The sequence below is a fragment of the Streptomyces sp. XM4193 genome (assembly GCF_023072595.1).
In the GTDB taxonomy this organism is placed as follows: domain Bacteria; phylum Actinomycetota; class Actinomycetes; order Streptomycetales; family Streptomycetaceae; genus Streptomyces.
In genome coordinates this window covers 1,076,423-1,088,138 of the sequence record NZ_JALLGK010000001.1, presented here as the reverse complement: position 1 = coordinate 1,088,138, position 11,716 = coordinate 1,076,423, and the positions used below count along the sequence as shown (strand labels likewise).

The 11,716-nt window shown below is 72.5% G+C and carries 8 protein-coding genes; all 8 read left to right on the top strand.

Features of this window, described 5'->3' with window-relative positions:
* Nucleotides 1-245 precede the first annotated feature (245 nt).
* The 8 genes from MTQ01_RS25130 (at nt 246) to MTQ01_RS04470 (ending at nt 11,715) form a co-directional block, all read left to right on the top strand.
* Entirely contained in the window at nt 246-1,082 is an 837-nt protein-coding gene (locus MTQ01_RS25130; RefSeq protein WP_374207636.1) for an ABC transporter ATP-binding protein, read from the top strand.
* Nucleotides 1,082-3,466 carry an FtsX-like permease family protein gene (locus tag MTQ01_RS04500; RefSeq protein WP_247486953.1) on the top strand — a complete coding sequence of 795 codons (2,385 nt, stop codon included), beginning with the start codon at nt 1,082-1,084 and terminating at the stop codon, nt 3,464-3,466. Before MTQ01_RS25130 ends, MTQ01_RS04500 begins: the two co-directional genes overlap by 1 nt.
* An 868-nt stretch (nt 3,467-4,334) precedes the next feature.
* Nucleotides 4,335-6,428, top strand: coding sequence for a PhoX family phosphatase (locus tag MTQ01_RS04495; RefSeq protein ID WP_247487732.1), 2,094 nt, complete (start codon nt 4,335-4,337; stop codon nt 6,426-6,428).
* Between the two features lie 319 nt (nt 6,429-6,747).
* Nucleotides 6,748-7,500: a class I SAM-dependent methyltransferase gene (locus MTQ01_RS04490; RefSeq protein ID WP_247487730.1), complete on the top strand. Its 753-nt coding sequence runs from the start codon at nt 6,748-6,750 to the stop codon at nt 7,498-7,500.
* On the top strand, nt 7,497-8,150 hold the full coding sequence (locus MTQ01_RS04485) for a bifunctional 4-hydroxy-2-oxoglutarate aldolase/2-dehydro-3-deoxy-phosphogluconate aldolase (protein ID WP_247486952.1): 654 nt from the start codon (nt 7,497-7,499) through the stop codon (nt 8,148-8,150). The genes MTQ01_RS04490 and MTQ01_RS04485 overlap by 4 nt, the downstream gene beginning before the upstream one ends.
* A 120-nt stretch (nt 8,151-8,270) precedes the next feature.
* Nucleotides 8,271-9,515 (top strand): aminotransferase class III-fold pyridoxal phosphate-dependent enzyme, encoded by a 1,245-nt coding sequence (locus tag MTQ01_RS04480; protein WP_247486951.1) that lies wholly within the window; start codon nt 8,271-8,273, stop codon nt 9,513-9,515.
* Entirely contained in the window at nt 9,512-10,903 is a 1,392-nt protein-coding gene (locus MTQ01_RS04475; protein WP_247486950.1) for an aspartate aminotransferase family protein, read from the top strand. Before MTQ01_RS04480 ends, MTQ01_RS04475 begins: the two co-directional genes overlap by 4 nt.
* Nucleotides 10,900-11,715 carry an inositol monophosphatase family protein gene (locus MTQ01_RS04470; RefSeq protein ID WP_247486949.1) on the top strand — a complete coding sequence of 272 codons (816 nt, stop codon included), beginning with the start codon at nt 10,900-10,902 and terminating at the stop codon, nt 11,713-11,715. Before MTQ01_RS04475 ends, MTQ01_RS04470 begins: the two co-directional genes overlap by 4 nt.
* Nucleotide 11,716 lies beyond the last annotated feature (1 nt).

The window sequence follows — 11,716 nt, the reverse complement described above, 5'->3', positions numbered from 1 at the left end:
TCCGGGGCCGGTCGGGCGGTGGACTCTGCGGCATGGTTCCCACGACGCCCACCGGCCCCGCGCCGCACTCCGGCCACCGCTCCCCTCCACCGGGAGGACCGCCCGCACCCACCGACGCCGCACCCACCGACGGCCCCCGCGCCACCGACGCCGGCCGCGACGCCACCGACGCCGCGGAGGCCGGCCCGCCCCACGCCGTACGACTCGACGGGGTACGGGTGGTGCACGGCAGCGGCGCCCGTGCCGTGACCGCGCTCGACGACGTGTCGATCGGGTTCGCCCGCGGCACGTTCACCGCCATCATGGGCCCCTCCGGCTCGGGCAAGTCGACGCTGCTCCAGTGCGCGGCGGGCCTGGACCGGCCGACCGCCGGACGCGTCGTACTGGCCGGCACGGACATCGGCGGCCTCGACGAGAACGCGCGCACCCGGCTGCGGCGGGAACGTGTCGGCTTCGTCTTCCAGGCGTTCAACCTGGTCGAGTCGCTGACCGCGGCGGAGAACGTCGTACTGCCCTCGCGGTTCGGCGGGCGGCGGGTGGGCCGCGACCGGGTCGCCGAGGCCCTGGAGGCCGTGGGTCTGGCCGACCGCGCACACCACCGTCCCAGTCAGCTCTCCGGCGGCCAGCAGCCGCGGGTGGCGCTGGCCCGCGCGCTGGTCAGCCGGCCGGACGTGCTGTTCGCCGACGAGCCGACCGGTGCGCTGGACACTGCGACCTCCGCCGAAGTCCTGCGGCTGATGCGGATGTTGGTCGACGCCCGCGGCGGGACGACGCTGATGGTCACACACGATCCGGTGGCCGCGGCCGGCGCCGATGTCGTGGTCTTCCTCAAGGACGGCCGGATCGTCGACCGCCTCGACCTCGGCCGCGGACCGGACGACGACAGCGGCAATCAGGACAGCGGCAATCAGGACAGCGGCAATCAGGACAGCGGCAATCAGGACAGCGGCAATCACGACAGCGGCAGCGGCAACGGCCACCTCAAGGGGGCCTCTTCCCCGGACCCCGGTGCCACGCACCCGCGGTCCCTGGCCGAGCGGGCGTCCGTGATCGCCGCCCGTACGACCCGGCTGGAGTCGTGATGCTCGCTCTCGCCAACCTCCGCGAGCACCGCCGTGCCTTCGTCGCCGCCTTCCTCGCCGTGCTGGTCGGCGTCGGGCTGATCACCGCGACGCTGGTCGTCCACGACTCCTCGCTGCCGCGGGTGCCGGACCGCTACGCGGACACCACCGCGCTCGCCCTGCCGCGGCAGGCCGCCGACACCGACGGCCGGGCACGCGACCGCATTCCGTGGGGCCGGGCCGAATCGGCCGCGCTGGTACGGGAGTTGGCCGCACTGGAGGAGGTCGGCACGGCGGTGGCGGACCGCTCCTTCTACGCCCAGGCGTTCCTCGGGGGACGTCCGGTCGAGGACGAGGGCGCGCTGGAGGCCGGACACGGCTTCGCCGCCGCCGGCCTCGCCCCGTATCGCGTCGTCGAGGGACGGGCACCGAGTGCGGACCGGGAGGTGGTGGTCGACCGCGCGCTCGGCGTCGCCGCCGGTACGAAGCTGACCGTCAACCTCTCCGAGGGCAGGCGGGACTTCACGGTGGTGGGCACGCTCGACGGGCCGGGCTACTGGTTCACCGAGACCTTCGCCGCCGGGCAGCAGCCGGGCGTACGGGCAATCGGGCTGACCGCCGCCGACGGTGTCTCCGGCGCGGAGCTGGCCGCCGCTGCCGAGCCGGTGCTCGACGGCACCGGCACCGTCGTCGTCGGTGACGGGCGGTCCGCCGCCCAGCCGGCCCATCTCGCGCACAAACGGTTCCTGGGTGCCCAACTGCTGGGCGCGATGGCTCTGTTGGCGCTGTTCACCACGGTGTTCACGGTCGCCGCCACCTTGGCGCTCGCCACCGGTCTGCGCCGCCGCGAACTGGGACTGCTGCGCGCGCTGGGCGCCTCCCCCGGCCGGATTCGCCGCATGATCCTCGGCGAGGCCGCGCTGCTGGCGGTGGCGGGTTCGGCGGTCGGGGTGCCGGTGGGGCTCGCGGGCGCACCGCTGCTGCTCTCCGTCCTGCGCCGGCTGGGAGTCGCCGCCCCGGACCTGGCCCTGCGGGTGTCGGCGTGGCCGCTGCTGACGGCCGCCGGGATCGGTGTCGCGGTGTGCGTGCTCGGGGCCTGGACGGCGGCGCGGCAGGCGGCGCGGGTCGCCCCGCTGGAGGCGATGCTGCCCACCCGCGGCGCGAACAGGCCGCTGAGCCGGGCGCGTACGGTCTGCGGTCTGGTCGCGCTCGCCGGCGGCGGCGCCCTCACCGCGGCCACCGCCGTCACCGGCGCCGACGACCGGGTGAACGCGGCGCTCTCGGCGACCATGGTGCTGATCGTGGCGGCCGCGCTGCTGGCGCCGGTGGTGGTGGGACCGCTCGCCCGCGCCCTGACCCGGCCGCTCGCCCGTTCCCGCGGCGCCCAACCCCTGCTGGTGCGCGGGGAGTTGACCGCCCACCCGGGCCGGGCCGCCGCGCTGGCGGCGCCGGTGATCGCCGCGGTCGGCTTCGCGGTGCTGCTGACCGGTGCGGTGGAGACGATGCGGGTCGCGTACCCGGCCGGCGAGGCGCTGAAGCTCGCGGGCCGGGTGATCGTGGTGCCCGACGGAACCCCCGGAAACACCGAGGAGGTGGTCGAGGCACACCCGGTCGGCAAGGCGGCGGTCCCGACCCGCGCCTTCGTCACGGCCGGCGGCGCGGCCGAGCAGACCGTCGTGGACGTGATCGGCTCCCGCGACCCGCGCTGGAACGCGCCGGGCAGCGCCGTACTGGGCGCCCGCACGGCCGACGACCTCGGGCTCCGCGCCGGCGACCGGGCTCCGGTGCGGTTCGCGGACGGGCGCACCGTGGTGCTGCGGGTCGCCGAGGTACTGCCCGACGACCCGGCCCGCGGTGACTTCGTCGTCGCGCGCTCGCTGGTGCGCGAGCACGATCCGGCGGCGCTCACCGACGACCTGTTCGTACCGGTCGCGCACGCGCCGGCGTCGGCACACCCCGGTACCGCCGTGCACGACGCGGTCCGGTTCGCGCTGGAGGACTACCGCGTCGACGCCGAACTCACCGAGAGCCTGGCGTGGTTGCTGGTCGCGGTCGCCGTCGGGTACAGCGCGATCGCGGTGGCCAACGGCACGGCCGCCGCGGCGCACAGCCGCCGCCGAGATCTGGCGGTGCTGCGCGCGACCGGGGGCACCGGACGCCAACTGCTGCGCACAGCCGCCGCCGAGACCGCCCTGGTCGTCGGCGTGGGAGGGATGCTCGGGATCGCGGTGGCCGTGCCGCCGCTGCTCGGCATGGCCTCCGGCCTCTCCCAGCTCACCGGCGTCGGGATCGGCCTGCGGCTGAATCTTCCGGCGGTGACGGGGGTCGTGGCGGCCACCCTGCTGGTCGCGGTCGCCGCCGCCCTGGTCACCACCCGGCGCACACTGCGCCGTACGCCCCGCTGACAGCCGTACGCCCACTGGCAGCCACCGCGCCACCGGCCCCGGGCGGAGTGCACCGCCCGGGGCACGACGCGCCGCGAACCCGTCCGTCGGTCGGCCCCGTCGATCGACCCTGTCGGTCAGCCCTGTCGGTCAGCCCTCCCGCCGACTCGTGCGACGGGCCCGTCGGGGCAGGCCGGCAGCCCCGTCACGTTCCCCTTTCAACAATCCGGTGTACGTCGTTTCGTGTCGGCAAAGGCGGGCCGCGCGAAGTGATTTGCGCGAGGGCATTTACCACACCGCCGGGGATATCTGCACAGCCTCGTGAATCAAGGCGGCAACTAACTGCCATTTGCGGAACGCAAGATTCCGCTACTCGGCGGCGAACCCTTGACGAATAAGCCACACCAGCACCTGCCGCACCTCGCGCACACTGGAGTTTCGGCGGAGATTCACACGCCATGAATTGTGCCGGACACGCACTCCCGCAAGCCCTCCCGAGCCGGCCGCACCCCCGTGCGACAGCAGTGCGCCAGCCGCTCGGTCCACCGGTAAATCCCAGTTCAGACGCCATTCCAACGCCACCAGGACCCAGCCGGCCACACCCCGGGGACCCCGCCGGCGACGGGCGGGCACCGGGCTCCCAAGAGCTGTCCGGAACGCCGGAGATAAAGATAGTGACGAGCCGTTGCCCGGCATTTGAGTGTGCAGATTCGGCCACCATGACCGACCCCGGTGTCACGCCTCTGATTTCGGGGAAGCTTCTGTCGTTACTCCGCTCACCTCGCATTACACCGAAAGCGCAGCTCAGGAACTTGATTGTCACTGGCCCTGTTGTCATGCATACTGACGGCGGTTCACGTGTGTAATCCGAAGGGCGGTTGGCGTGTCGGTGCGACGGTTACCTTTACTCTCGGACGGTCGGCATTCCAGTCGCGCACCGGAGACCTGTTTATTCCGATGCGGTAATGCTTGCGCCGGACACGCGCCCAATACCTCTGGAAACCGCTACTTCGGCAGCGTCCTGCGCGATTCCATCTCCCGCAGAAACCTGCTCGGCGCCGGAGCCGTCGCTCTCGCCGCGCCGCTGATTCCCGCCGCCTCGGCCGCCGCGTCCCAGAGCGCGGGAAGCACCGGAATCCCGGCCGGCACGGCAGCCGCCGGAGTCCCCGGAAACGACGGGGCACCGGCCGGCGACCACCTGGGCTTCCCCGCCGTCCCGCCGGACAGCGGCGACCGCGTCACCGTCCCCGAGGGCTTCGAGTACGACGTGCTCATACGCTGGGGCGACCCGGTGCTCGCCGGGGCCCCGCCCTTCGACTTCGACAACCAGACCGAAGCCGCGCAGTCCGGCCAGTTCGGCCCCAACAACGACTACTGCGCCCTCGTTCCGCTGCGCTCCGACGGCCGATGGCTCATGGTGAGCAACCACGAGTACGTCAACGAGCTGCTGATGTTCCCCGGTTGGGACCCCGAGGGCCCCTCGGAGGAGCACGTGCGCACCTCCTGGGCGGCGTACGGGATGTCCGTGGTGCTGGTCGAACGCCCGCGCGCGGGCGGCCGGATGCGGGCCAGGTCCTCCTCCCGCTGGAACCGCCGCATCACCCTGCACACCCCCTTCGAGATGCGCGGCCCGGCGGCGGGTTCGCCGCTGCTGCGCACCGGGGCCGATCCGACCGGCCGCACAGTGCTCGGCACCATGGCCAACTGCGCGGGCGGTACCACCCCGTGGGGCACGGTGCTCTCCGGCGAGGAGAACGTGCACATGCCGTTCGCCCACGCCGAGAAGGCGACCGACCCGGTGGTCAAGGAGGGTCTGAAGCGCTACGGGTTCGCCGAAGGGGCCTCGCTGCGCGCCTGGGAGAAGTACGACGAGCGGTTCGACCTCGGCAAGGAGCCGCACGAGGCCCACCGGTTCGGCTGGATCGTCGAGGTCGACCCCTCCGATCCCGAGTCGGTGCCGGTCAAGCACACCGCGCTCGGCCGCTTCAAGCACGAGGGCGCGACGATCAGCGTGGCCCCCGACGGCCGCGTGGTCGCCTACATGGGCGACGACGAACGCTTCGAGTACGTCTACAAGTTCGTCTCCGACAAGCGGATGCGCAAGGGCGAGGACTGGGCCTCCCGGCGTCACAACATGGGCCTGCTGGACTCCGGCACCCTGTACGCCGCGCGCTTCACCGGAGACAGCCCGGCGGAGGAGATCGACGGTTCCGGACAGCTGCCCTCCGACGGCGAGTTCGACGGCACCGGCAACTGGCTGCCGCTCGCCCACAACGACCGCAGCTTCGTCCCGGGCATGACCAGCGACGAGGTCTACGTCTTCACCCGGATCGCGGCCGACCGCGCGGGCGCAACCCGGATGGACCGCCCGGAGGACGTCGAGGCCGACCCCCGTACGGGCCGTGTCTACGCGGCGCTGACCAACAACGACTACCGGGGCGCCGCCGGTCAGCCGGGCCCCGACGAGGCCAATCCGCGCAAGGACAACCGCGACGGGCACGTGCTGGAGCTCTGCGAGCGCCGGGACGACCCGACCTCGGAGCGCTTCGTCTGGCGGCTGATGCTGGTCTGCGGCGATCCCGAATCGCCGAGCAGCTACTACGCCGGCTACGACAAGTCCCGGGTCAGCGCGATCTCCTGCCCCGACAACCTCGCCTTCGACCCCGCGGGCAACATGTGGATCGCCACCGACTCCGGCGGCCAGGGCGGCGTCAACGACGGGCTCTACATGGTGCCGCTCAGCGGTCCCGAGCGCGGCCGGGTCCAGCGCTTCCTCACCATCCCGGCCGGCGCGGAGTGCTGCGGTCCGGTGGTCGGCGAGGACCATGTGCTGGTCTCGGTCCAGCATCCGGGCGAGATGCCCGACGCCACCCCCGAGAACCCCGCCTCCCACTGGCCCGACGGCGGCGACTCACAGCCCCGGGCCGCGGTGATCGCCGTCCGCAGGAAGGACGGCGGCCCCATCCTGCGGCACAGCGGCTGACCCGGCCCGCCCCTCCCCCGTCGGTGCCGTGCCCTGTCGTACGGCGCGGCGGGCGGATCGGGGCGAGCCGCCGGTCGGACCGCGAACCGCCCGTGTGCCAGAACCCCGCCGGGGTGCCCCGTGTCCCGCCTCTTCGAATGCCGTCGGCCCGACATCGCGGCGTTCGGAGAATGCGCGGAGAAATGCCAGCAGTGTGCCGGCCGTTCCTCTGTGCCAGCACATTGCGCGTCATGCGGAAAAGCAGCGACAGGAGACTGTCCCCGCCTTTTCACGCAGTCCTTTCCATGCACTGACGACAAGTAGGTGGAAACAGGTGGAGATGCAGTCCTCGGTCAATTTCTCACCGGCGGCGGACTTCTACGACAAGACCCGGGGCGGCGAGGCCCGGGGCCGGAGGATCGCCCCCGCCGTGGCGTCCCGCACGTCCAAGGGCGAACTCATCCTGGACGCGGGCATGGGCACCGGCGTGGTCGCACTGGCTCTCTCCGAGCAGGGCTACCCGGTGGTGGGAATCGACCTCTCCCACTCGATGCTGACCAAGGCCGTGGGCCGGGTGGGGCAGGTGGCCGCCGCCGCCTCGCTGGAGGATCTTCCGTTCCCCGACGAGACGTTCAGCCAGGCGTACAGCGTCTGGGTCACCCATGTCGTCGGCGATCTGCGCAAGGGCCTATCGGAGGTGTACCGGGTGCTGAAGCCCGGCGGCCGCTACGTCGTCATCCCCGGCATGATCCTCTTCGACGACCACCCGGTCAGCCAGATCATGGAGACCATCCAGTCCCGCACCGCGGAGGCGGACGACCGCGCGAACCGGATCGTGCCGCTGGCCGAGTCGGTCGGCTTCAAGGCGGTGGAGGTCGGCGAGCTGGAGGCCGCCACCCACGAGCACAGCCCCGAGACGATCGCCTCCGGCCTGGAGCAGCGGATGCTGTACCACTTGTGGGCGGTCGACGACTCGGTCTACGAGGAAAAGGTGGAGCCGCTGGTGCGGGAGCTGCGTGCGCTGCCCGACCCGGAGGAGCCGGTCGTGCGGCAGACCCGCCGGCAGATCCTGGTGCTGGAGAAGCCGGCATGAGCGGCCCGCGGATCACCCCGGCCGACCTCGCGCAGCAGCTCTCCGCCGACCCGCTGATCGCCATGATCACCGAGCCCGAGTCGCCCGCCGTGCCCACGGTGACCGAGGAGTTGGGCAAGGCCGGCATCCGCGCCGTGGAGATCACGCTCACCTCGCCGAACGCGCTGCGCACGCTCAGCGAGAGCGTCGCCACCGAGGCGACGCTGGTGGGCGCGGGCACCATCCGCGACGCCGACACCGTCAAACGCGCGGTCGACGCGGGGGCCCACTACCTGCTCACGCCCGGGGTGATTCCCGAGGTGCTCGCCGCGGCGGGCGACCTGGGAGTCCCGGTGGTGTGCGGCGCGTTCACCACCACCGAGGTGATGGAGGCGCACCGGCTGGGTGCGGCGCTGGTCAAGCTGTTCCCCGCCCGGATGGGCGGACCGGCCTACCTCGCCTCGCTCACCATGGCGTTCCCCGACATCCCGATCGTGCCGACCGGGGGCATCACCGCCGACGACCTCGCGGACTACTTCGCGGTGGGCGCGCACGCGGCGGCCCTCGGCAGGCCGTTGGTCGGCGACTCCCTGCGGGGCGGGGATCTCACCGGCGTCCGGGAGCGCTCGCAGGCGTTGCTGGAGGTCGCCCGGTCCGCGCGACCGGACTAGCCACACCCCGCACCGGCGGCTGTTCCGTACTGCCTGCTCGTCCGCACTTCCTCATCCGCAGTTCGCCCGTCGCCGTGCGGCGGCGGCGAACTGCGGCCTGCCCGGCGAAAGGAAGATCACGTGCGTTTGGACCGGTCCTTCGAACTCGACCGCAAGGCCGAGCAGATCGATGCTCTGGCAGCCAAGAGAAAGAACGTCATCGCCTCCGACCAGATGGTCGAGGGCCGCTACCCCGTCTTCGCCGAACGAGCCGCGGGCGCCCACTTCTGGGACGTGGACGGCAACAAGTACCTCGACTTCTTCCTCTCCTACGGCACGGTCATCCTCGGCCACGCCGACCCGGACGTGGACGACGCCGTGGTGCGGGAGATCCGGCGCGGCTTCGCGGTGGGCCTGATGAAGCCCGTGCAGACCGAACTCGTCGAGGAGCTCCTGGAGATCATCCCGGGCGCCGAGATGGGCATGCTGCTCAAGACCGGTTCGGACGCGACAGGTGCGGCGGTACGGCTCTCCCGCGCGTTCACCGGACGCGACCGGGTGGTGCGCTGGGGCTACAACGGCTGGCACGACTGGTGCGCCCAGTGGGACAACGGCATCCCGGAGGCGAGCCGCGAGCTGGTCGACACCTTCACCTACAACGACCTGGACTCGCTGCGGGCGCTCTTCGAGCAGCACCCCGACAGCATCGCCTGCGTGGTGATGATGCCCTTCATGGTCGAGGCCCCCGAGCCCGGCTTCCTGGAGGGCGTGCGCGAACTCACCCGCGAGCACGGCGCGTTGCTGGTCTTCGACGAGATCCGCTCGGCCTTCCGGCTGGCGCTCGGCGGCGCGCAGGAGCACTACGGCGTCACCGCCGACCTGGTGACGCTCTCCAAGGCGTTCGCCAACGGTTACGCCGTATCGGCCCTGACCGGCCGGGCCGATGTGCTGCGGACGCTGGAGAAGGTGCACATCTCCTCCACCTACTACTCCAACGCGGACGCCATGGCGGCGGCGCTCGCCACCATCCGCAAGCTGCGGTCCGGGGACCATCTGGCCCACATCTGGCGACTGGGCGAGCGGCTGCAGAACGGGCTGCGCGAACTGACCGCCAAGAGCGGCACCCCGGTCGCGGTGGTGGGCCATCCGCCCATGCCCTTCCTGGACTTCGCGATGGGCAGCGAGGACGACAACCAGAGCGCGAAGCGGGTCTTCTACGCGGCGACCATCGCCGAGGGCGTCTTCTTCCACCCGAACCACCACTGGTTCGTCTCCGCCGCCACCACCGAGGCGGACATCGACCAGGCGCTGGAGGCCGCCCGCAGCGGGTTCGAGGCGCTGGTGGCCGCGGGCTGGACGACCGAGGCCCTGGAGGCGCGGTCATGAGCGGCGCCACTGCCCCGGTCCCGGACACCTCCGCGCCCGGGCCGGAGGCCGCCGGCCCGGGCGGCGACCACGGGTGGGGAATGCGCAATCCGCGCACGGTGACCGAGCGCCACTGGGCCGAGGAGCAGAAGGTCATCGGCCCCGGGCTCCAGGCGGTCATGCTGCTCTCCCGGCTCTGTGTGGAGTCCGCCGACGGCGCCGAGCTGACGGACGTCGACGGCAACCGCATCCTCGACTTCCAGGGCGCCGGCGGCGTGAACTCCCTCGGCCACGCCGAACCGCGCTTCGTCGCGGCGATGGCGCAGGAGCTGGGCCGGGCCACCGCGGGGGCCTTCGGCACCCCGGCGCGACTGGAAATGGCCCGCATCCTGCGGGACTTCCTCCCCGAGGACCTGGCCACCGTCCAGCTCTACAGCGGTGGCACCGAGGCGGTGGAGGCCGCGCTGCGGCTGGCCAAGTCGGTGACCGGGAAGCACGAGTTCCTGTCCTTCTGGGGCGGCTTCCACGGCAAGACGATGGGTTCGCTGGCGCTGACCGCCGGTGCGCGCTCGGGGCTCGGGCCGCTGCCGCCGGGCTACTTCTCCACGCCGTACGCCAACTGCTACCGCTGCCCGTTCAAGCTGCGCGCCCCCGAGTGCGGGTTCGCCTGCGTCGACCACGCCCGCAAGGTGGTCAAGGAGAACAGCACCGGCGCGCTGGCCGCGATCGTCGTCGAACCGGTGCAGGGACGTTCCGGCAACGTCGTTCCCCCGCCCGGCTACCTCTCCGCGCTCAAGGAGGTCGCCGACGAGTTCGACGCGCTGCTGATCTCGGACGAGATGATGACCGGTTTCGGCCGCACCGGCGCCCCGTTCGCCTACCAGCACGAGGACGTCCGGCCCGATGTGCTCACGGTGGGCAAGGGCATGGGCGGCGGCTATCCGGTGACCGGGGTGATCGCCTCGGCGCAGACCATGGCGGCCGAGCCCTTCTCCGAACCGAGCGCCAGCTCCTCCAGCTTCGGTGCCTTTCCGATGGCCTGCCGCGCGGTGGGCACCACCACCGACATCCTGGTGCAGGACAAACTGGTGGAGAACGCCGCCGAGCGGGGGCGGGAGATGCTCGCCATGCTGCGCCCGCTCGCGGAGACCGCTCCGCTGGTCGGGGACGTGCGCGGCGCGGGCCTGGCCATCGGCATCGAGCTGGTGGTCGACAAGCAGACCCGCGAGCCGGCCCCCAAGAGCCTGGTGCAGCGCGTCTACCTCCAGCTGATGGAGGCCGGCGTACTGGTCATGCTCGGCGGCAACACGCTCCGGCTCTACCCGCCGCTGTCGATCGACGCGCAACGGGCCGAGACCGCGGTGGGCGTCATCTGCGAGGTCCTCAACTCCGCGCAGGAGGACCGATGAGCGGCGCACTCGACCCGGCCGCCCTGCGGACGGTCGCCGAGGAGGCGGCCGACGGCGCGGCCGAGGAACTGCTGCGGCGGCGCGGCGCCGTCCACGAGGTGGCGACGAAGGAGAACGACTCGCTGGTCAGCGACGCCGACGAGGCCGCGGAACGGCTGGTGCTCGGCGTACTGCGCGAACGCACCCCCGGGTTCGGCATCGTCTCGGAGGAGGCGGGCGCCGACGTCGTCGAGGGTGCGCCGTGCTGGATCGTCGACCCGCTGGACGGCACCACCAACTACCTGCGCGGGCTGCCGGACTACGCGGTCGCCCTCGCCCTGGTCGTGGAGGGCCGCACGGTCCTGTCCCACGTGGTGCTGCCCGAGTCCGGCGCGCGGTTCACCGCGCTCGCCGGGCAGGGCGCGTACCGCGACGGGCGGCGGATCTCGGTCACCCGGCAGGCCCCGGGGCGTTCGCTGACCGGTACCGGCTTCGGTACGGCCGGGGTGGTGCGCGAGGCGCAGCGCTCGGTCGCCGACAGCCTGCTGCGGGGCGGCTTCGAGATCCGCGAGCCGGGCAGCGCCTCGGTCGGCCTGTGCCGTACGGCCTGCGGTTCCTACGACGGCTATCTGGAGTTCGGCATCGAGGTGTGGGACACCGCCCCCGGCGCCCTGCTGGTCGAGGAGGCCGGCGGCACGGTGACGGGTTGGGGCGGTGCGCCCTTCGACGCGTGGACCGGTGATCTGGTCGCCGCCGCGCCCGCGGTGCACGCACGGCTGGTGGAGGCGGGCGGCGCACGGCCGCCCGTGCCGGTGACAGGAGGTGCGGTGTGAA

What these genes read in the sequence shown, in the direction of transcription:
- MTQ01_RS04500 (WP_247486953.1), top strand. Translation starts at nt 1,082, where the DNA reads ATGCTCGCTCTCGCCAACCTCCGCGAGCACCGCCGTGCCTTCGTCGCC.
- MTQ01_RS04490 (WP_247487730.1), top strand. Translation starts at nt 6,748, where the DNA reads ATGCAGTCCTCGGTCAATTTCTCACCGGCGGCGGACTTCTACGACAAG.
- MTQ01_RS04485 (WP_247486952.1), top strand. Translation starts at nt 7,497, where the DNA reads ATGAGCGGCCCGCGGATCACCCCGGCCGACCTCGCGCAGCAGCTCTCC.
- MTQ01_RS04475 (WP_247486950.1), top strand. Translation starts at nt 9,512, where the DNA reads ATGAGCGGCGCCACTGCCCCGGTCCCGGACACCTCCGCGCCCGGGCCG.
- MTQ01_RS04470 (WP_247486949.1), top strand. Translation starts at nt 10,900, where the DNA reads ATGAGCGGCGCACTCGACCCGGCCGCCCTGCGGACGGTCGCCGAGGAG.